Genomic DNA, 21,105 nt, shown 5'->3' on the forward strand with positions numbered 1-21,105 from the left:
GCATGAACATCGAGCTTCCGCGCAAACATCTCGATCTGTCCTCCGCCATCGCCGAGGGCGACATCCGCGTGCTGCTGATGGTGCTCGTGCACCTGACCGGCGACCAGAAGTGGCTGGAGCCGCCCTACAAGCCGAAGCGCGACGTCCGCCTGATCCCCGATCCGGATGCCGGCGTGCCTAAGGAGATCCAGGACGAGATCCGCGCGGCCGTCCTGAACCTGTTCGCGAACGGCACGCCGAAGCCCGTCATCACCGATCCCGGCAACGAGTTGATGCTGCGGATGATGCGCGCCACGCTCGGCGAGAACGTCGCACCGGAATACGCGCCGCTGATGCGCGAGGAGATGGCTTTCACCCCGCGCGATGCGCGCTGGCGCGAGCGGCCCTCCGACGGGCGGCTGGCGCAACAGCATGTGCTGATCGTCGGTGCCGGCGTCTGCGCGATCGCGCTTGGCGTTGCGCTCGGCCGGCTCGGCATTCCCTATACGATCGTCGAGAAGCAGGACGAGATCGGCGGCACTTGGTACGTCAACCGCTACCCCGGCTGCGGCGTCGATACGCCGAACCACTCCTATTCCTTCTCGTTCGGCGCCCGCAATCCGTGGACCCGTTATTTCGCGCAACGCCAGGAATTGCTCGACTACCTGCTCAAGGTCGTGCGCGAATACGACATCCGCAAGCACGTCCGTCTCAGCACCGAGCTCGTTGCCTCCTACTGGGACGAAGCCAGGCGGCGCTGGATCTCGACCCTGAAGACTGCGAGCGGCGAGGAGACGTTCGAGTCCACCGCGCTGGTCAGCGCGATCGGGCAACTCAATGATCCCTTGCCCGCTCGCTTTGAGGGAGACGAGGATTTCAACGGGTTGAAGGTTCATTCGGCGCTGTGGTCCGACGACATCAAGCTCGACGGCAAGCATGTCGCCGTGATCGGCACCGGCGCCACCGCGATGCAGCTGGTGCCTTCCATCGCCGACCGAGTCGCCTCGGTGACCGTCTACCAGCGCACCGCGCAGTGGGCGCGGCCGGTGAAGGGCTATTCCGATCCGATCACCGAAGGCGCGCAGTGGCTGCTCGCCCATCTGCCGTTCTATGTGCAGTGGTATCGCTTCAACATGTTCTGGCGTTACGGCGACGGATTGCTGCTATTCCTGCGCAAGGACCCGGCCTGGCCGCATCCGGACCGCGCCGTCAACAAGGGCAACGATCGGCATCGCCAGGAACTGGCCGACTTCATCCTGTCCGAGCTGAAGGATCGCCCCGACCTGATCGACAAGTGCATGCCGACCTATCCGCCCTACGGCAAGCGCATCCTGCTCGACAACAACTGGTTCAAGACCCTGACCAGGCCGAATGTCGAACTCGTCACCGACAAGATCGACCATTTCGCTGCAGAAGGAATCGTCACCGCCGACGGCAAATCGCGGCAGCACGACGTCATCGTGATCTCGACCGGTTTCAAGGTCTCCGAGATGGCGGCACGTCTCAACATCACGGGACGCGACGGCAAGACTCTCAGGCAGGCGTGGGACCACGACAATCCGACCGCATATCTCGGTCTCACCGTGCCTGACTTCCCCAACCTCTTCCTGATGCTCGGGCCCAATTCGGGACCTGCGCATGGCGGCAGCGTGATCTTCCAGTCGGAGTGCCAGAGCCGCTACATCTCCGCGTGCCTCGTCGAGATGATCGAGAACGGCATCGCTGCGATCGACGTGCATCCCGATGCGCATGATCGATACATCCGCGAGGTCGATGCCGAGCATGAGCAATTGATCTGGACGCATCCGGGCATGACGACCTACTACCGCAACAGAAGCGGCCGCGTGTTCTCTGCGATGCCGTGGCGGTTCGTCGACTACTGGAAAATGACGCATGATGCGGACTTCACGCAGTATCGCCAGACCAAGTCGCGACAGGACGCCTGACCTGAATTACCCCTCTCGTTAACTTGACAGATGACCATAACTGCCGCAGCATTTCGCTGACTGCACCTGTTGGGGTGCGGGAGCGCCTGCTCCCCGCGTCGCAGGAATTGACGGACGATTATGGGATCGGCCGCCAGGCAGCAAAAGCGGACAGATGTCCGTCGGCCCACCCTTGGAGAGGAGCATGACGCCACCGGCGAAAGCCAGCGACCTTGCTCGGCAAGGTCTCGGTGCACGTGAGGCGAACAGCAGCTGCTAGCCGCGTGTGCCGCCGACAATCTGAACATATCCGCAGGACGAGAGCGCAAAGGCCAAGCGCTTTTAGGTCCAGAATCACCACTGGTCTACACCAGAGATCCTTCGCTAAAACGAAGTAGCAGGGCCCCGCGATGCTTGAATGCACCGGGGCCCATTCGTTTGCCCGCACCGCATTGCGCCCCCGTCCTGGATCGGGAACAATTGTCGTGACGGGATGAGGAACGCTGATGGAAAAGCCGCTTGTGCGAATCTACACCGACTACAAGTCTCCCTACGCCTATGTCGCCAACAGGCGGCTGTTCGAACTCGAGGAGAGCTGCGGCGTCGAACTCGAATGGCTGCCCTACACGCTGCGCATTCCCGAGTTCATGGGCACGGTGGAGGCGCGCACGCCGCACTTCTGGCGCAAGGTGCGCTACGCTTACATGGATGCGCGGCGGTTCGCCAATGCGCAGGGGCTCACCATGAAGGGCCCGCGCCGGATCTACGACGCGTTCTACGCCAGCGCCGGGATGCTGTTCGCGCAGCGTCACGGGCTGTTCCGGCCCTATCACGACACGGTGTTCCGGAGGTTCTGGAACCATGAGCTGGAGATCGACGAGCTGTCGGAGATTTCCGGCGTGATTGCCGCGGTTGGCGGCTCCGCTGAGGCGTTCGAGGCCTATGTCGGCGGCCCTGCCCGTGCGGAGCACGATCGCATCATCGACGAGGCGGAAGCGCTCGGCGTGTTCGGCGTACCCAGCATGGTGTTCAACGGCGAGCTGTTCTGGGGCGGCGACCGCATCGACATGCTGATCGAACGGATCAAGCGGCCGGAGACCATCGCGAATGCCCTCGGGAGCAGGCACCGGACCTAGGCATCCACTACTTCGAATCTGTCTCCTGATCGATCAGCCTCCATCCAGGATGGCCCAACATCCCGTGCGTTCCAGCACGGGCTTCAATGCGGCGCGATCGCCGGCATCGAGCGCGGCGAACTTTTCGCGCAGCTGCTGCAAGCATTTGACCTGATATTTGAACGGCGCCAGCGCGTAAGGCAGCCCCCAAACGTTGATCTCGAGCCGATCGAGTCCTTTCGTGAACGCATCCGCATTGGCCGCCAGGAACGGCAGATAGAGTTCGCCCGCGATCCGCAGCAGCGCCTCGGCGAACCCGCCGAGCGCCTGCTCGCGCGGATACCATTTGCCCTCGACGCCGGACGCGTCATCGAGCCGCCGCACCCAGTGATCGGTGAACGGAGCCCGCTCGCGCATGATCCGCATCGGGGTCGGGTCGGTCGCCATCTCGCTGAGCTGGCCGAAGCAGGCAAAATCCGCCAGCGACGGCCGGCTGCCGAACAGATAGTTCGTCATGCCGACATGCGGCTCGAACGCCGCGAGGGTCCGGCGATAACTCTCCTCCAGCAGCGGCCTGTTCTCGTCGGTCGCGCCGAGAATGACCATGCGCGAAATCTGCCGCTGCCGGAACTGCTCGATCTCCTCGCGGCTGCCGGCCGCGGCGTCCGACGTCGACCATTCCTCGCTGGCCCAGCGCGACACATAGGCCTGATCTTCCGGATCCCACCAGCGATAGAGAAACAGCGGCTTCACCGCCCATTCGTCGGCGAGGTCCTCAAGCAGGTCGCAGACGAACGCGACGGCCTTATCCTCCGGGATGACCGAGCGCCCCTGGTGGCGCGCTTCGAGGTCGTAGGCGAGCGTCGTGGTCTCGCCGCGATAGCTGCCGTCGGGATATTGCAGCACCGGGATCAGCATCGGCTTCAAATGCGCGGTCGCCGCGCGCAGGGCCTTGGTCATGATCACCCAGTCGTGCGGAATCCGCCGGTAACGCAGCAGCGCACGCAGCTTGATCGCATAGGGCGACGCGGTCGATCCGATCAGGCGATAGCGCCCCTCGGTCATGACGACGCCTCCGAGAACGTCGGATTGCCGTACGGATAGAACTGCGCCAGATCGACGTTCTTGTAAGGCAACTTGTCGAGACGCGTCGTGCCGAGGAACGGCTCGTCGGGCTCGACCAGCAGGATCGTCTTGGCAAAGCCGTTGTCGTCAAAACCGCGGCGGAAGTGGACCCGCGACTTGATCGCCATCACATCAAACGTGCCGATGTCGGGGACCAGCGCCTTCAGCGAGAACGGCTCCATGACCTGCACCAGATAGGTGGAGAGGACCAGCACATTGTTGCGCCCGAAGCGCACGCAGACCCAGAACTGCCCGTACCCCTCGCCCGCAGCCGAGATGGTGCCCTGAATACGAACCGGATCGCCCGCCGACTCGTCGGCGCGGCCGCCGATCGCCATGTCGAAGGCATCGCCGGCCTTGGCGCCGGCGGCCTTCAGCGCTGCGGTCGCCCTGCTATCCGCTATGGTCGCGATTACTGTGTTGGCAAGGTCCTGCGCGATGATCTCGCGCAGCAGCCAGGTCGCCGATCCCGAGCGGTCGCTGTGATCGGCCAGCACCACCGGCGTGTTGCCGTCGGCAACCGCCTGCTTGGCCAGTGTGACGCCCTCGGTGATGCTGTGCAGCCTGGTCGATTGCAGCAGCGCCTCGCGCAGCCGCCAGATCGTGCCGGCGAGGTCCCGCGCGACCTGCTCGGCGAGTTTTGGATTGTCATTGGTCAGGACCTGCACGGTCATGCCGACGTCGGGAACATCGGCGAACGGGAAGCCGAAGAAGATGTTGACGTAGAGGTCGACCTCGCGAGCCTCCCAGACCAGCGCACGCTGCACGAGATCCATCCACGGCCGCGCCCCGGTCCATTGCAGCACGGTGGGCGAGATCACGGGAACCTTGATGGTCCGGTGCGTTGGCTTGTAATCACCGCGGATCGCCCGCACCAGCATACGCGCCGCCCGCTCGCCCTGCAGATGGGCGTCATAGTGCGGGAAATATTTGACGGTGAACGCCATGTCCGCCTGTTCGAGGAACGCCTCGTCCTCATTGCCGTGAAGGTCGAAGGTTGCTGCGATGAAGGCGGAACGGCCGACCACCTCGCGCACCTGCCGCGCCAGATCGGCCTCCGGCCGCGGCACGCCACGCACGGCCATGGCGCCGTGCAGACACAGATAGACACCGTCGAACGGAGCCTCGTCCTTCAGTCCCGCGATCATCTTGTCGACGAAGGTGCGATAGGCGCCCTCGGTGATCCAGCCCGATCCGGTACCGGTCTTCGGCCAGAGCGGAGATTCGATACCGACCAGTTCGACCTCGGAGAATTCGCGCGCCACCTGCACGAAGCCGCCCATGTAGTTCTTGGGATCGAGCTGCAGCAGCGCCTCGCCGCTCGCCGGCGAGCCCGGATAGATGAAGTCGTCGAATGTGGTCTCGTTCGGCAGGAACGAGACGGTTTCGTGGGAGAAATGCAGGACGGCGATACGTATCTTGCGTTCGCTCATTTTGCGCGCCTCGGCTGTTTTTCCGTATCCTGACATCGAAGGCGCGGCGCGCCAATGCCGCATTCGGTTTTTGCCCGCCAGCCCTGCAAATACGCAGACGCGCCACAGCTTGCCGCCGCGCCGATTCTGCTATGGTCCACGCCAACAATCGGGCCGCGGGCCCGCAGATGTCTCAAGGAGAGAACGCCATGAATCCCCCCGTCAGCTCGCCCGCGATCAAGGTCGTCAAATCGGTTCGCGAGCAGGTGAGCGCCGAGGAGTGGCAGGCCCGCGTCGATCTCGCCGCCTGCTATCGGCTGACGGCGATGTACGGCATGACCGAGATGATCGCAAACCACATCTCCTGCCGGGTGCCCGGCACCACCAACCAGTTCCTGATCAACGCCTACGGCATGCTGTATGAGGAGATCGACGCCTCCAGCCTGATCAAGGTCGATGTCGAGGGCAACACGCTGCTCAACGCCACCGACTATGACGTCAACGTCGCCGGCTTCGTCATTCACAGCGCCATCCACATGGCCAAGCACGACATGGACTGCGTCGCGCACACCCACACCCCGGCCGGCATGGCGGTTTCCGCGATGGAATGCGGCCTGCTGCCGCTCGCGCAGACCTCGATGCGCTTCCTGCACATCGCCTATCACGACTTCGAAGGCATCGCCGACAATGTCGACGAGCGCGAACGCCTGGTCCGCGACCTCGGCGACAACGAGGCGATGATCCTGCGCAATCATGGCCTGCTGGTCGTCGGCCGCACCGTGCCCGCCCCCTTCAACGTGCTGTTCCGGCTCGAGCGCGCCTGCCAGACCCAGGTGATGGCGCTGTCCTGCAACACCAAGCTGATCTATCCGCCGCAAAACATCCTCGAGGACACCTATGAGCGGATGCAGCCGAAGCCCGGCCGCGCCGCGCGCAACGGCGAGCTCGCCTGGCCTGCTCTGCTGCGCAAGCTCGATCGCGCCGATCCGTCGTACCGGGACTGAGGCGAAATCGCGCCTTCGCATCAACTTTGGGCGTCGCTTGCCCGCTATTTGAGCGCACGTTTTGCCATGAGATCGCCGATGCTAGCCGTCGGCGAGGCGGCAGGTGCGTGCGATGAAGACCTTCATTCGCGTTGTTGAACTGTGGGTGCCCGATAAAACCCGGACGCGGCTGGAATTCGGCGGCAGCCTCCACAGCGGCGAGTTCACGGAGTTCAACGCGGTCAGCGAGAACGCGCTGTTCGCCTATGACGAGGGCCTTCCCGGCAAGGCCTGGGCGAGCGGCCATCCGGTCATCCTGACCGAATTCGCCAACTCCTATTTCAAGCGAACCGACGAGGCGCGCGAGGCCGGCCTGACCTGCGGCGTCGCGCTTCCGGTGTTCGCCGGCGAATTCCTGATGGCGGTGATGGTGCTGCTTTGCGGCGACGACAGGAAGCATGTCGGCGCGATCGAGCTTTGGCACAACGATCCCGACAGATCCCACGAGATGGCGCTGGTCGACGGCTACTACGGCACCGCCGACATGTTCGAGTTCAACTCGCGCCACACCAAATTTCCGCGCGGCTTCGGCCTGCCCGGCCGGACCTGGAAGGCCGGCATGCCGCTGATCATCAAGGAGCTGCACAATGCCAAGGGATTTCTGCGCGGGGAGGAGGCATCCGAGATCGGCATCAATTGCGGCGTCGGCATCCCTTACACGACCGGCGACCAGACCTGGGTGGTGACATTCCTGTCGGCCCAGGCGACGCCGATCGCACGCCGGTTCGAGATCTGGGTGCCGAACGAAGCGCGGTCGGCGCTGCTGTTCGACTCCGGCGATTGCAGCGAGCAGTCCGACCTCGCCACGCTCTACGCGGCAAAGACGATCCGCCGCGGCGAAGGCTCTATCGGCGGTGTATGGGCAACCGGCATGCCCGCGCTCACCGAACATCTGAAGCAGGATCAATCGATTGCGGCCGCACTGGCGCGCGCCTCCGGCATGAACCAGGTGGTCGCGCTGCCGGTGATCGAGAACGCCCGGCTCAAGGCCGTGCTGGCCTGGTATCTTTAGGGGCCGGAAGGGACGTTCGTCATCGCCTGGATATAGCTCCATCACCGTCATCCCGAGGCGCGAGCGGAGCGAACCTCGAAGGATGACGGAATTGGCTTTTTGATTCCACTGTCAAACAGCTTGTTCGGTGTCATCACCCGCGCATGCGGGTGATCCAGTATTCCAGAGACGTCGGTGCTTGAATCGAGAGGCCGCGGCGTACTGGATCGCCCGGTCGAGCCGGGCGATGACAGCTTTGGATGGGCACGCAGCATCGTATTCTCGCGACAAGAATCGTCCGAGTCTTGCATCTCATTCCGCCCTCCCGAACAGAGGGCGCAGGGAAAGCCGGGTGCCGATCGCACCCATGGGCCCCGAGCAAAGGGTAGAAAGCTCGGGGGTAGGACCACAGGTGTAACCGGAGCAGTCCGGCTTTCCCTGCGCGATGGTTTTACGGCTTACTTCGTGCTCTCCCCGGCGAGACTGGGCTTGCTTGTCACCGCCTTCGCAAAACGCGCGTTCGCGTTTGCTAGAGGACACCGGCCACCAGGGCGTCAGGACCAAACGACTTCACCGTCCGCCTCATGCGCACTCGTCAGTCGCGCAATCAGCGTCCACCGCATCCCACACCGCGTTCGTGACGACCGCGAAGCGCCCCTCGATCGGGTGAGACGGGCGGAATTGGACCACCGAGTTGCCCGACGACGGAAGCGCCGATTTGCCCGTCGGGTTGATTTGTCGCAGGGGCCTGATCTCGATCGCTCGTGCAGCGGAGCCGTCCCGGGTACGCAACAAGACGCTCGTGCGACCCCGCTCAGCTTGCCTCGACCGGATTTCGGCAGATCACGCTCACGGCTTTCCGCGCAACCTCCCGCAGTTCGGCGCGACGAGCGCCGGCACGGGCACGGATCGCGATGCTGTGCATCGTGGCTGACGCGAGGATCGCGAGCGCTGCGGGATCGGCGTCAGGTTTGAGTTCTCCCCGCTCGCGCGCGGCAAGAAAGCGCGCTTCGAAGTCAGCGTCGATCGCGCGGAGGCCGCGCGCCACATTGCTCCGGATCGCGGTATCTTCGACCGATTCGACGACGGCGGTCCCGAGCACGAAGCAGCCGCGCGCGCTGCCCCGGCCCGAAAAATAGATCGAAAGGGCCGCATCGTAGGCCAGCACCAATGCCTCGGCCAGCGGGCGGTCCCCCGCCAGCGCCTCGCGCGTAGCCGCCAGGCTGATCTGCCAATAGCGGTCGAGCGCCTCGAGATAGAGGGCGTGCTTGTTGCCGAAAGCCGCGTAAAGGCTCGGCGGATTCATTCCGGTCGCGGCGGCAATGCTGTCCAGCGAGGTGCCGGAGTAACCGGTCCGCCAGAAGGCTTCCGTCGCCTGCTTCAGCGCGGCCTGCGCGTCATAGGCCTTCGGCCGCCCCCGGCGGGCCGGACCTGGCTGGCTGTTTTTTCCTGCCATAGCGTAAAGCACCCTGTTTGCTGCATCTTCCCCATATTTGTATACATCGTTACAAAAATCAACCCGGGAACCCTTGACGTCACCCCACCCCGATCTATTTTGTAAGATACGTTATAAAATTAAGTCCGGGAAGGGTTCTGCGATGCGTTTCGTTTTTTCGCTGTTCGGCGGCTGGATGGGCGACCAGAAGGCGTTCCGCGCAAAGTCGGCGTCGACGCAATTGGTAAGCGCTGCGGCGGCAGGTACCGTCGAGGCGCAGTTCGACGGCGAGGTCGGGCGTTCGGCGTCCGACCGAGCGGCCGTGGCGGCCGGCTGGAGCGTCGGGGAGCGGCTGCGGCGGCCGCTGATAGTCGCAGTGCCACTTCTCGCGGCCGCATGGGGCGCCGCCGTGTACTTCGCCGAGGAGCCCTACGTCTCCACCGACAATGCGTTCGTTCGCGCGGCGAAGATGACCGTCAATGCCCGCGTCTCGGGTCAGGCGGTTGAAATCGCCGTTCACGACAATCAGCGCGTCCGCCAGGGCGAGGTCCTGTTCCGGATCGATCCGGAGCCGTATCAGATCGCGGTCGATCAGGCGGAAGCGCGGCTCGGCAGCGCACGCCTCCAGATCGACGCGTTGAAGGCAACCTATCGCCAGCAACAGGCCGAATTGCAGTCAGCCCGGGATACCGCGGCCTTTGACGAGCACGAATACGACCGCAAGAAAGCGCTGGTCAGCTCCGACTTCACGCCGCGCGCGGTCTACGAGCGCGCAGAGACCGATCTTAAAGTCGCCCGCCAGCGCGTCGCATCGATCGAACAGCAAATCGCCAACACCGTGGCGGCGCTGGACGGCGACGCCGACATCACGATCGATCGCCATCCGACGGTTCGTGCAGCCAAGGCCCAGCTCGACCGTGCGAAACTCGATCTCTCCTACGCGACGGTGACGGCACCCGACGACGGCGTCGTGACCAGGGTCGACGACCTGCAGATCGGCGGTTTCGTCAATTCCGGCGCACCGGTGTTTTCGCTGCTGTCGAGCCGGCACGTCTGGATCGAGGCGAACTTTCGCGAAACGAGCCTGACCCACATGCGCCCGGGCCAGCAGGCGACGATCGACGTCGATACCTATCCGGATCGCACCTTCAAGGCGCACATCGTCAGCATGGGCCCGGGTACCGGTTCGGATTTCTCGGTGCTGCCGCCTGAAAACGCGACCGGCAATTGGGTCAAGGTCGTGCAACGCCTCCCGGTTCGCCTCGAGCTCGACGACGTCGATCCGAACCGGCCGCTCTATTCCGGCATCAGCGTGACGGCGCGGGTTGACACCGGCTATCGCCGCGCCTGGCACCATCCACTCCAACTTGCCAACGCGACGGAGGCAAAATGAGCACCGCCCTCCCGTCTGCCGCGGACGAGGACCATCGCGCGCTCTCGCTGGCGGCGCTCACAGCGACCTACATGCAGGCCGTTAACATCTCCCTGCCGAATGCCGCCCTACCCCATATCCAGGGTGCCCTATCGATGGCCACCGACGAGGTCGGCTGGGTGTTCTCCTCCTATATCGCCGCGAGCGCCGTGGTAATGTCGGTGGCGAACTGGCTCGCCGGGCGATATGGCAGAAAGACCGTCTATCTAATCTCGCTCGCCGTCTTCGCGCTCGGGCTCCTGCTTGATACGATAGCGACGACTTCGGTGCAGTTCGTGCTCGCCAGGATCCTCCAGGGTGCGGCGAGCGGGCCGCTCGCCCCTCTCTCGCTGGCGATGCTGCTTGAGACACGGCCGCCGACGCAGCACGCCCGGATCAACCTGATGTGGTCGTTGTGCTTCCTGGTCGGGATCAGCAGCGGGCCAGGAATCGGCGGCTGGCTCAGCGAATATTACGGCTGGCGATCGATCTTCTATGTCAGCCTGCCGGTGACCGCCTTCATCTTTCTGGCGACGGCGCTGTTGCTCCGCGAGAAGCGGGCCGAGCGCTTCAAGCCCTTTGATTTCTTCGGCCTCGCGACCTTCTCCCTCGGCATGATCGGTCTGCAAATGATTCTCGACCGCAGTGAGCGCCTGGAATGGTTCGCCTCAACGGAGATCTGGATCGAAGCAGGGGCTTCGGTGCTGGGATTTTATCTTTTTATCGTGCACGTGCTGACGACGAAGGCGCATTTTCTCCGTACGGCGCTGTTCAAGGACCGCAACCTCGTGCTCTCGGCGGTGATTTCGTTTGCGCTTGGCTTCGTGCTGCTGCCGACCCTGGCCTTGACCTCCCCGATGCTGGAGGAATTGCTCAACTATCCGGTCGACACCACCGGCTTCATGACCATCCCCCGCGGCGTGACGCTGGTGGGGACAGTCGTGATGACGAGCCTGGTTCCGGCCCAGATCGACTACCGACCGTTCATGCTCGGTGGAATGGCTCTAGTCGTCTATGCCAATTGGATGATGCTCGGCTATTCGCCCGCGATGGACTGGCGAGCGGTGGTCCAGACCGGCGTTCTCCAGGGTGCCGGGCTCGGTATGCTGATTTCGGCGCTCGGCAAGGCGGCGTTCGGCACACTCGATCCGAAGCTGCGCCCGGAAGGCAGCGCATTGCTCAACCTGTCGCGGCTCTATGGCAGCACAATCGGCATCGCAGTGGTTCAGATCTTCTTCTACAACAACACGCAAGCCATGCATGCCGCGCTCGCGAGAGACCTTGCGCCGTATCGGGCCGCTGCGCATGTCGCAGGCTCAATCACGGCGCCAGGTCTTGCCGCGCTCAACGGACTGGTGACCCAGCAAGCCGCCGTGGTCGCGGTGATCGGCCAGTTCGAGATCTTGATGTTCGCCATGTTGGTTGTCAGTCCGCTGGTGCTGTTCCTCCGGAAACCACGACCGGCCAACTGATCCCGTGCTACATCAAAAGAAGGAGTATAAGCATGACAACGTCCAGTACGCTCCGCGATACCCGGATTCCCCTCAACCACGGCGCTGGCGCGATTCCGGCGGTCGGGTTTGGCACCCTGATCCCGGATCCTCTCGCAACCATGCAAGCAACGAAGACCGCACTGGAGGCCGGATTCCGACATCTCGATGCAGCGGAACGCTACCGCAATGAAACAGCGGTCGGCGACGCGATACAGGACGCCTTGAAGGCCGGGACGATTCGGCGCGAGGAACTGTTCGTCACCACAAAGCTATGGAACACCAATCACCGCCCGGAGCGGGTCAAGCCTGCCTTCGATGCCAGCCGGCAGCGATTGCAACTCGACGATATTGATTGCTATCTGATCCACACACCCTTTGCCTTTCAGCCCGGCGACGAGCAGGACCCAAGGGACGAGCACGGCCAGGTGATCTACGATCGTGGTGTGACGCTGGTGGAGACGTGGCAGGCGATGGAACGCCTGGTGGACGATGGCCACTGCAAGGCGATCGGCCTCTCTGATATCACGCTGGAGAAGCTGCGCGAGATCGTTGCCGTCGCACGGATCAAGCCTGCCGTGGTGCAGGTCGAGTCGCACCCTTATCTTCCCGAATGGGAGCTGCTCGAATTCTGCCGGCAGAACGGCATCGTGCTGCTGGCATTTGCCGCGTTGGGACATGCCCTGAAGCCAAACGTGCTGGAGGATGCGGTCATTGCCGACATCGCGCGCCGCGTGCACAAGACGCCGGCGCAGGTTGCCCTCGCCTGGGCCGTGCAGCGCGGCACCGCTTTCCTGACCACCTCGACCAATCCTCAGCGCATCCGAGAGAATTTTGATATTTCGGCGTTGCCCGAAGATGCCTTGCAGGAAATCCGCGACCGCATCACGACAAACGTGCGGTTCAACTCGGTGGTGCAAACCGGCGTGCCCGGATTCATTCCCGGATCGCGCTGAACCGGATTCGACGTAGTTGTGAAACTCGGCCGCTGACGTTCGTGCGGACCATGGCAAGGTTCGTCGAGCCCAATCGCTCTGCATCTTGCCAAAAGCCGGTGGATTGCGCCATTGCCAACCCTCCTCGCGTGATTTGCCTGCGGGGCGCGTTTTCAACTAAGGTCGCCGGATGGACATGCTCGTCAAGCTCTATGCCTTGCCCGATTCCCGGCCCGCCTACGATCGATTGCTTAAGGCCGGAATTGTGATGCGCCGTGCGCTTGCACCCGAAAAGCACGAGGTCGTGGCCTGGGTGCGGGAGACATTCAGCGAGGCTTGGGCCAGCGAAACCGAGGTCGCGTTCAGCCGCCTGCCGGTGTCCTGCTTCATCGCGATCCAGCAAAAGAAGATCGTGGGATTTGCCTGCCACGACGCGGCCTGTCGCAACTTCTTCGGTCCGACCGGTGTCGCGCCCAAGGCGCAGCAGGGCGGAATCGGCAAAGCGCTGCTGTTCGCCTGTCTCGAGGACATGAAACACCAGGGCTTCGGCTACGCCATCATCGGTGGCGTCGGTCCGGCGGAATTCTATGCGAAAGCCGTCGGCGCGGTGGCCATCGAAGGCTCTGCGCCCGGGATCTATCGGGGATTGCTATAGCTGCGCCGGCGCGCAGCGCGCGTGTCGATCAGGTCCCCAGCTGAATGGTGCGCTCCAGCGCCGCGCCGAAGCCGTTGAGGGGGACATTGAAGACGACAGCCTGCCCGCCATTGATGTTCTGAGCGGCAATTGTGAGCGTCTTGGCCTTGCTGATGGTGTCGGTAACAGCTGTTGGAAATGATACCGGAAGCAAACAGCCTTGCGCCGTGCATGTGGAGAAGCGCGTCTGCTCCAGATCCCTGCCGTCAAGCTTGACGACGGCCCCGGTGTCGAGCGTCAGCCCAAACGGCATCAATATGTTGCCTTCCGCCTTTCCGTCCCTGGGAATCAGTTCGATGGCGAAGATTTGCTGGTTGGTCTCCTTGGAGAGTTGTGTCTGACCAAGGGTGCACAGCTTTGCACCGCCGTCGAGCAGGCATTTGACGATCCAGTCTCCATAAGTCTCGCTGATCGCGGAAGCGCCCTTGGGAAGCTGGACGGGGCGGACCACGCCATCCGCCGCGGAGGTCTGGCTCCGCGTCTCGATCGGAACGGAGACGGTGCCCCCGCTGGCATCCGATTTATCGGCAGTTCGGGCGGCTTGCGCCGAACCGATGCCGGCAATGACGACGAGAGCGACGACCGCCCGAAGACGCCTGTCCGCTGCGCTTACTCTCACCATGCATTCGCTCCAGCACGATACATCTCGAAACCGATTCCGGCTCTACGTGGGCATATTTCCCACGTAGATGTGCTACGTGTACTTGGAGAACCGCAGACATGCAAGAGATTATCGCCGCCAGTGTGATCGTCGCGATCGTTGCATTCTGCGGCTGGTATTTTTGGGCGATTGCTCGTGAAGCCAGGACCTCGAACAAGCAACAGCGGAAGCCGCAGCGCTGACCGGCGATCCGCACCGCGCGGCGCACAGCCCGGATGGGGGAGCGAAGCGATACCCGTCGTTCCCACCTCCGATGCGACCTGGTGGCTAGCGCTGCGCGTTCTGCGAAGTTCGCGCTGAGATCGGTCAAAGGTCTTGTCTGACCTGCAGCACAATTCGCCCCATCGCGCGCCGGTTCGCAACCAGGCTCATCGCCTCACCGGCACACTGGAGCGGAAGCACCCGGTCAACCTGCGGACGCAGCTTGCCCTCGCCGACCCATGCCATGACGGCTTCCGTCGCGCGGGCCGCTTGTTCCGGACAACGCTCCATCCAGGCGCCGACAAAGACGCCGACCACCGAATAGTTCTTGAGCAGAGGCAGATTCATCGCGAGCGACGGGATTTCGCCGCTGGTGAATCCGATTGGGAGCAGCCGACCGTTCCAGCCCATAAACCTTGCAAGGGTGGCGAACAGCGCACCGCCGACATTGTCGACGCAAATGTCGAGGCCCTTGTCCCCCGCAAGAGCCTTCACACGTTCACGCACGTCTTCGCGCGAATGGTCGACGATCTCGGCAGCGCCATGCGCGCGCACCGTGGCCGCCTTCGCAGCACTGCCCACGACGGCAATGACCCGCGCGCCCATCAAATGCGCCATCTCGACGCAGGCGAGACCGACTCCGCCGGCAGCGCCCGTCACGAGCACCGTCTCGCCCGCCTGCAGGCGCGCCCGCTCAATCAGGGCGTACCAGGCCGTGAGATAGGTGTGCAGCACTGTTGACCCCACGGTGAAATCAACGTTGGCCGGCAGCAATGCGACGCTGCTCTCCCTGGCAACCATCCGCTCCGCAAATGCACCGAACCAGTTTCCGCAACTGACACGGTCGCCGGGCCGGAAGCGCGTGACCCGGTCACCACAAGCCAGCACGATTCCGGCAGCGTCCGTGCCGGGGACGTAGGGAAGCGCCGGCCGCATCTGATAACCGCCGCAACTCATCAGATAGTCCATGTAGCTGACGGACGCGGCATGGACATCGACGAGAACCTCGTTTGCTGCCGGGCGCGGTTCGGCGATCTCGGTGAAGCTCAGGTCTTCGATACCTTTGAAGGCCTTGCAAACAATAGCGCGCATATCAGCCTCCGTGGCGGGTTTCTGGAGCGATCGGGGCACCGCCAGGAAGACGCGGCAGCAGCATCGGAACGCGTTGGCGATACTGCTCGTAGCTGGCGCCGAACGTTGCAACCAGGTCCCGTTCCTCGAGCCTGACGCCAATAAGGATGTAGCCGGTGGTCGCGACGGCAAACAACAGATGCCCGGCGGTCATGTGCGGCGTCGCCCAGAAAGCAAGCAGCAGACCCAGCATCAGCGGGTGACGGACCAGCCGGTACAACAGCGGCGTCTTGAACGCTGGCATGCAATCGGCTGCTCCGCGCAGCGCGTCGACGACCTGGCGCAATCCAAACAGCTCGAAATGGTCGATCTGGAAGGTCGACATCAGCGCGATCACCCAGCCCATCCAGAAGATTGATGTCAGCATTACTTCCGGCCAGCCCTCGACGCGCCAGACTGTCGCGACGATCGGGCGCCACTGCCAGAAGATCAGGATCAACAGAAAGCTAGAGATCAGCACATAGGTGCTGCGCTCACATGAAGCCGGGACGATGCGCGTCCACCAGCGCTTGAAGCCCTGACGCGCCATGACGCTGTGCTGGATCGCGAATATCCCGAGCAAAATCGCGTCGATCGCGAGCGCCTGCGCTAACCCGCTTTCCGGTCCGACATCGATCGTCTCCGGGACAAGAAAATTGCCGATAAAGGCCGACGCATAGGCAAATGAAATCGAGAAGACGAGGTAGCTCGCGAGCCCATAGATGAGGGCAACGGCGCGTCCGGTCATGACGTTTCTCCAGAAGGTGGCGGCGCAATGCCCCCGGTGCTAGCATCGCGGCGTCCCCTGAGCGTCCCCGGACGCCTTCATCGAAGATCGCATCGGTATGGCTTCGTTCAGCGTTCGGACGCTCGGATTTCCGGAGGTTCGTTGTGATGACCGCCTGCGCCCGTTGGCGCTGCGCAAGGGACTTGCACTGCTGGTCTATCTGGCTGAGGCGAGAGGCCCGGTCGGACGCGATGCGATTGCGACCATGTTGTGGCCGGAAAGCCCCGCCGAGGTGGTAAGAGCCCGGCTGCGTCGGCTGTTGCATCGCCTGCAGCTCACGCTCGGCGATGTCATCGCATCCGACAGATCCACAGTTCGATTATCGGCGGGGATCAAACTGGATATCGATTCACGCCTGTTTGAACAGGCTTGTGATCGCGGCGAGTTCGAGCGCGCCTGCGGTCTCTATCAAGCCGATTTCCTCGACGGCTTCTCGCCCGGCGATTGTCCTCAATTCGACGAATGGGCGTTCTTTCGAAGGGAGGCCTTGCGCGGCCGCGCGATCCAGGCGCTCGAGCGAGTTGTGCAGGAGAAGCACGCGGCGGGCGACTACGCCTCCGCCGCCGCGCATGCCGGCCGTCTGGTGGCACTCGATCCGCTCAGCGAAATCTATTCCCGTCACTTCATCCGCAATCTCCTCCTGAGCGGCGATCGGGCCGCGGCCGAGCGCCAGCTCAAGGCGCTGACGCAGCGTCTGCGCAACGAACTCGACGTGGCGCCCGAAGCCGAGACCAACGCGCTGCTCGAGGCCGGCGCCGCGGAACCGCCGACGACGCAATATATCAGCGGAGGCAACGTGCATCTCGCATTCCAGACCTATGGCAAAGGGCCTACCGACGTTCTGATGCTGCCCGGCTTCGTGTCTCATGTCGAACGGGTCTGGGAGGACGCAAGGTGCCGAGCCTTCCTTTCCTCGCTTGCGGCGATGGGCCGTCTCGTCCTGCTTGATCGCCGTGGCGTCGGCCTGTCTGACCGGGTCGGGTTCACCCCCAACGCCGAGGCAACTGCGCAGGACATTCGCACCGTGCTTGATGCCACAGGCTCGCGCCGGGTCGTGCTGTTCGGCGCATCCGAAGGCGGACCGGCCTGCATCAGGTTCGCCGCCGATCATCCCGACCGCGTCGCCGGACTGATCCTGTTCGCTTCGCTCGCGAAGGGAAGTGCCGCGCCCGACTATCCGCATGCGTTGCACGCCGAGCAGTATGATGCGTGGCTGCAGCAGCTCGTTTCGGCCTGGGGCGGCCCTGCCGGCATCGAAACTTTTGCGCCAAGTCTGGCCGGCGATGCCAAGGCGAGGGCCTGGTGGGCCGGCCTGCTTCGTGCGGCCTCAAGCCCTGGCGCCATCAGGGGCGTGCTGGAGACGCTGCGCGACACGGATGTGCGACATCTTCTGGGGCGGGTTACCGTTCCGACCCTGGTGCTGCACCGCCGCGGCGACCGAGCCGTCCGCATCGGTGCCGGGAGACATCTCGCCGACAACATCCCACACGCGCGATTCGTCGAGCTCGACGGCGCCGACCACTGGGCTTTCGCCGGCGATCGGCAAGCGGTGCTTGACAGCGTCAGGCAGTTCGTCGGCGACCTCGCGGAGTAGTGTTGTCAGGGCAGCCGCAGCGCTGACCGGCGATCCGCACCGCGCGCAGACGGTTGAATGTTTGATCTTCCCTTCTGATTTCAATTGCACACGCCTGGCGATCGCGGCCGTCTTGCGCATCTGGCAGCATATGTTGGAACATGGCACACTTGCGATGGGTCGTACCTCTCGCGAGGTCTCCGTCAGCTTGACGGAGGCACCGGTCTGGTCGCACCGCGAGACAGACTGACAATCTTTGTGTTCTGGGAGAATCCAGAGATGGGTGGCGGGTTGAAGATCACGACCGGCATCATCGCCGCGGTGCTGGTCACTGCGGCGGTGGCCCAGGCGCGCAGTGTGCTCGCCCCGCTTGCGGCCGCCCTGTTCATCATTGCGATCGTCTGGCCCGTTCAGGAACGGCTTCAGTCGTGGCTGCCGAAACTCCTCGCGCTTGCCATTACCGTCGTTGTTACGGCAGCAACCTGCGTCGCGTTTGCCTCGCTGGCGGCATGGGGATTCGGCCGCGTCGGGCGCAATTTGATGGCGGACGCGGCGCGGTATCAGGCCTTCTACGACGCCGCAGTGATCTGGCTGGACGGCCACGGCGTCTCATTCGCCGGCCTTTGGGCGGAGCATTTCAATGTCGGCTGGCTGCTGCGCACCACGCAGTATGTCACGGGCCGCATCAACACCACGTTGAGTTTCTGGCTCATCGCGCTGGTCTATGTCGTGCTGGGACTTCTCGAGGTCGAGGACGCTGGTCGACGAATTGGGCGGCTGGAGAATCGCACGGCTGCGCGCATCTTGCTCAAGGGCAGCAAAGCCACGGCTGCGAAGTTCCGCAAATATATGCTGGTGCGGACGCAAATGAGCGCGGTCACGGGTCTGCTGGTCGGCCTGTTCGCTGCCGTGACCGGACTGCCATTCGCGTTCGAATGGGGCGTGATCGCCTTTGTCCTCAACTACATTCCTTTCATCGGCCCTTTCATCGCGACGCTGTTCCCCACCCTGCTGGCCATGACGCAGTTCGACAGTTGGCCCTCGGTGTTTGGTGTGTTCGCCTGTCTCAACGTCATCCAGTTCGTGGTCGGCAGCTATGTCGAACCCCGGGTGGCCGGCTCGACGTTGTCGATCTCGCCGTTCCTGGTTCTGTTTGCGATCTTCTTCTGGAGCTCGCTTTGGGGCCTGTTCGGGACCTTCATCGGCGTGCCGATCACGCTCGCTATTCTGACCTTCTGCGCCGAGTATCCCCCGGCCGCCTGGATCGCCGATCTCTTCGGCGGATCAGACGAAGACAAGCCGAAAACGGCCTAGAGCCGTTCCGATAGAATCGGAACGACTCTAGATTCTTGTTATGACGCGTTTTCTTCACGCGAACCGGTATCCACTTCGCTCGAAAACGCTCTAGCCTTTGGAAATCTCCACCCGCTCGGGCTCGGCGAGGCAGAGCTTCCGGTCCGGCCCGACCATCATTCTGTGGATATAGAAATAGCTGACTGCATCATCGGCCCCCATCACCGGCGACGGGGCCGAGACGATCTTCGACGCACCACATGTACCGATCCAATCGATATGACGGTGACCGTGCATCACAACCGAGCGATCGGAAAACCTTTGCAACCTGCGCACAAACCAACTGCCGTTGATCAACGCCGTCCCAATGCGCTCGGCGAACGTCTTCACCGGCATGGGATATTCCATCAGGTGATGGTGTAGCGCGATGGTCCAGTACGCCGTCGGGAAATGACGGATCGCAGCCTCCAATCGCCGCGTTTGCGCCTCCGACACCAAACCGAGCGCGTTGGTGAAGGAGAAGTGAGTTTCGGCGTTGGAGTTGAGAACGGCGATCCCGAGGCCGCCGTCCCCGTCCGGCGGCACGATCATTGGAAACTGATCATCGAACAGGCCGCGGAGCGCCGCTGCGCGGCGCACGCCCCCGTGCTGCGCAAATTGCGTTATCCGATCATGGGATGGCGCCAGCGCCTGGTTCAGCGTCGCCGATGGCTTGCCGGAACCATCGATGACGCGCACGCGATCACCCTGGACGGCCGCGATTGCCGATAGCGTACGCATCTGCCGCAGCCGCTTGCTTGGGCTAAACGGCAGGTCGAGGCGCGCGGGATTGGCGCGATCCACGACGTTAACGTCATGATTCCCCGGAAGCATGATGATGCGTGCGGCAAGGTCCGGATGACCTGCCAATGCATCAAGAAATTCCGCCCATTCGCCGGGCCGGCCGGCATCCGTCATATCGCCGCTGATCAACACATGGTCGAGCGGATCAGCGGCGTGAATTTCGGCAAGCTGAGCCAGCACGCGATTGAAGCGTTCGTTTCCCCGCGGACCGGCCGTCCCGCTTTCGATGCGGAAGCCGTATCGCTCGCTGACCACGTGAAGATCGGACAGATGCGCAACGCGCCAGACACGCCCTCCTGACGGCGTCGCGTCAAACCCGGCAAGGTCGGCCGGTTGATCCATGCTGGCATCGGCCACACTCCAGACCAGTGATGCGACCGCAAGATAGCAGGACACCAGCACCACGGCGTTCGCGAACGTCGGCACCACAAGATGATGGATCAGAACAAAGTCATTGATGGTCGCTTTCCATTGCGAGGCAGGCCAAGCCAGGACCGCGATCAATGCCGCACCTGCCGAGAGCAGCAGGCCAGCGCCGACTGAGCAACTGCGGCGCAGCCGCATGCGAGAGGCAGGAGTTGCGCCGGTGCGCCAGAACAGCTCGGCCAGATGGCCCAGCGCCTCGCGCGCGAACGCGTAACTCGGCTGGACCGCGAGCGCGTTAAGTGACCAGAAGCTGGTTTCGGCGATTTGAAACAGCGGTCGCCCGCCGAGCCATCCTAACGCCGCGATCAAAATGAGCGCCAACACGGCGCCCGCTTCGGACAGTGCAAGAACGTGTTGGGAAAGGCCCGAAATCCAGGCGGACGCGACCAGCGGCGCAAGGCCGAGCAGCACGCCCGGAAGCAGAAGCGAAACCGTCCAGGCGAATAACAGCTTCGCCGGGCTGATCTCAACGAGAAGGCTGCCCACGATCGCGAACAACGAACGCTGTTCGGGACTGGCGGCATCGTCCTCAAAGTCACCGTCGCGGGGGTCAAGCAGCACGCTGACGTCCCTCCGTAGGATTGGTGGAGCGCAGCGATACCCATCAACTCAGATCCGCGGCGCGAAGATGGGTATCGCTGCGCTCCACCCATCCT

18 protein-coding genes are annotated in these 21,105 nt (G+C 63.4%); 11 read left to right on the forward strand and 7 right to left on the reverse strand.

Features of this window, described 5'->3' with window-relative positions:
* The first annotated feature begins 2 nt into the window (after nt 1-2).
* Both G6P99_RS32660 and G6P99_RS32665 read left to right on the forward strand, forming a co-directional pair.
* On the forward strand, nt 3-1,925 hold the full coding sequence (locus tag G6P99_RS32660) for a flavin-containing monooxygenase (RefSeq protein WP_029080025.1): 1,923 nt from the start codon (nt 3-5) through the stop codon (nt 1,923-1,925).
* A gap of 485 nt (nt 1,926-2,410) precedes the next feature.
* The gene (locus G6P99_RS32665; protein ID WP_029080026.1) at nt 2,411-3,040 is read left to right on the forward strand and encodes a 2-hydroxychromene-2-carboxylate isomerase; all 630 of its coding nucleotides are present in this window, start codon (nt 2,411-2,413) and stop codon (nt 3,038-3,040) included.
* A gap of 33 nt (nt 3,041-3,073) precedes the next feature.
* Here the strand turns inward: G6P99_RS32665 and G6P99_RS32670 are convergent, their stop codons facing one another.
* Entirely contained in the window at nt 3,074-4,084 is a 1,011-nt protein-coding gene (locus G6P99_RS32670; protein WP_029080027.1) for a glutathione S-transferase N-terminal domain-containing protein, read from the reverse strand.
* The gene (locus G6P99_RS32675; protein WP_029080028.1) at nt 4,081-5,577 is read right to left on the reverse strand and encodes a M81 family metallopeptidase; all 1,497 of its coding nucleotides are present in this window, start codon (nt 5,575-5,577) and stop codon (nt 4,081-4,083) included. Before G6P99_RS32675 ends, G6P99_RS32670 begins: the two co-directional genes overlap by 4 nt.
* A 188-nt stretch (nt 5,578-5,765) precedes the next feature.
* On the opposite strand from G6P99_RS32675, the gene G6P99_RS32680 reads away from it, so the two are divergent.
* Complete coding sequence (locus G6P99_RS32680; RefSeq protein WP_165124968.1) at nt 5,766-6,560, forward strand: class II aldolase/adducin family protein; 795 nt, start codon at nt 5,766-5,768, stop codon at nt 6,558-6,560.
* Nucleotides 6,561-6,672: 112 nt separating this feature from the next.
* Complete coding sequence (locus tag G6P99_RS32685; protein ID WP_029080030.1) at nt 6,673-7,611, forward strand: GAF domain-containing protein; 939 nt, start codon at nt 6,673-6,675, stop codon at nt 7,609-7,611.
* A 793-nt stretch (nt 7,612-8,404) separates the two neighbouring features.
* On the opposite strand, the gene G6P99_RS32690 is transcribed toward G6P99_RS32685, so the two are convergent.
* Nucleotides 8,405-9,046: a TetR/AcrR family transcriptional regulator gene (locus G6P99_RS32690; RefSeq protein ID WP_029080031.1), complete on the reverse strand. Its 642-nt coding sequence runs from the start codon at nt 9,044-9,046 to the stop codon at nt 8,405-8,407.
* Nucleotides 9,047-9,188: 142 nt separating this feature from the next.
* On the opposite strand from G6P99_RS32690, the gene G6P99_RS32695 reads away from it, so the two are divergent.
* The 4 genes from G6P99_RS32695 to G6P99_RS32710 all read left to right on the forward strand — a co-directional run bounded on the left by G6P99_RS32695 (nt 9,189) and on the right by G6P99_RS32710 (nt 13,516).
* Nucleotides 9,189-10,418: an HlyD family secretion protein gene (locus G6P99_RS32695; protein ID WP_246709679.1), complete on the forward strand. Its 1,230-nt coding sequence runs from the start codon at nt 9,189-9,191 to the stop codon at nt 10,416-10,418.
* A complete protein-coding gene (locus G6P99_RS32700; protein WP_029080033.1) occupies nt 10,415-11,908 on the forward strand; it encodes a DHA2 family efflux MFS transporter permease subunit in 1,494 nt (497 codons plus the stop codon). Before G6P99_RS32695 ends, G6P99_RS32700 begins: the two co-directional genes overlap by 4 nt.
* Before the next feature lie 32 nt (nt 11,909-11,940).
* The gene (locus G6P99_RS32705; RefSeq protein WP_029080034.1) at nt 11,941-12,882 is read left to right on the forward strand and encodes an aldo/keto reductase; all 942 of its coding nucleotides are present in this window, start codon (nt 11,941-11,943) and stop codon (nt 12,880-12,882) included.
* A 169-nt stretch (nt 12,883-13,051) separates the two neighbouring features.
* Entirely contained in the window at nt 13,052-13,516 is a 465-nt protein-coding gene (locus tag G6P99_RS32710) for a GNAT family N-acetyltransferase (RefSeq protein WP_029080035.1), read from the forward strand.
* Nucleotides 13,517-13,544: 28 nt separating this feature from the next.
* Here the strand turns inward: G6P99_RS32710 and G6P99_RS32715 are convergent, their stop codons facing one another.
* Complete coding sequence (locus tag G6P99_RS32715; RefSeq protein ID WP_246709680.1) at nt 13,545-14,006, reverse strand: invasion associated locus B family protein; 462 nt, start codon at nt 14,004-14,006, stop codon at nt 13,545-13,547.
* Nucleotides 14,007-14,275: 269 nt separating this feature from the next.
* Between G6P99_RS32715 and G6P99_RS32720 the strand changes: the two genes are divergently transcribed.
* Nucleotides 14,276-14,398 (forward strand): hypothetical protein, encoded by a 123-nt coding sequence (locus tag G6P99_RS32720; protein ID WP_256375154.1) that lies wholly within the window; start codon nt 14,276-14,278, stop codon nt 14,396-14,398.
* 124 nt (nt 14,399-14,522) lie between these two features.
* Here the strand turns inward: G6P99_RS32720 and G6P99_RS32725 are convergent, their stop codons facing one another.
* Complete coding sequence (locus G6P99_RS32725; RefSeq protein WP_029080037.1) at nt 14,523-15,509, reverse strand: NADPH:quinone oxidoreductase family protein; 987 nt, start codon at nt 15,507-15,509, stop codon at nt 14,523-14,525.
* 1 nt (nt 15,510) lies between these two features.
* On the reverse strand, nt 15,511-16,275 hold the full coding sequence (gene mddA / locus G6P99_RS32730) for a methanethiol S-methyltransferase (protein ID WP_165124971.1): 765 nt from the start codon (nt 16,273-16,275) through the stop codon (nt 15,511-15,513).
* Nucleotides 16,276-16,372: 97 nt separating this feature from the next.
* Here mddA and G6P99_RS32735 point away from each other — a divergent pair, with 97 nt between their 5' ends.
* Together G6P99_RS32735 and G6P99_RS32740 are read left to right on the forward strand one after the other, a co-directional pair.
* Nucleotides 16,373-17,908, forward strand: coding sequence for an alpha/beta hydrolase (locus G6P99_RS32735; protein WP_029080039.1), 1,536 nt, complete (start codon nt 16,373-16,375; stop codon nt 17,906-17,908).
* Between the two features lie 258 nt (nt 17,909-18,166).
* A complete protein-coding gene (locus G6P99_RS32740) occupies nt 18,167-19,201 on the forward strand; it encodes an AI-2E family transporter (protein ID WP_029080040.1) in 1,035 nt (344 codons plus the stop codon).
* A 90-nt stretch (nt 19,202-19,291) separates the two neighbouring features.
* Here G6P99_RS32740 and G6P99_RS32745 read toward each other — a convergent pair whose 3' ends face one another.
* A complete protein-coding gene (locus tag G6P99_RS32745) occupies nt 19,292-21,010 on the reverse strand; it encodes a metallophosphoesterase family protein (protein ID WP_245284605.1) in 1,719 nt (572 codons plus the stop codon).
* Nucleotides 21,011-21,105: the final 95 nt, after the last annotated feature.

It is taken from the genome of Bradyrhizobium sp. 6(2017), from assembly GCF_011058295.2.
In the GTDB taxonomy this organism is placed as follows: Bacteria; Pseudomonadota; Alphaproteobacteria; order Rhizobiales; family Xanthobacteraceae; genus Bradyrhizobium; species Bradyrhizobium septentrionale.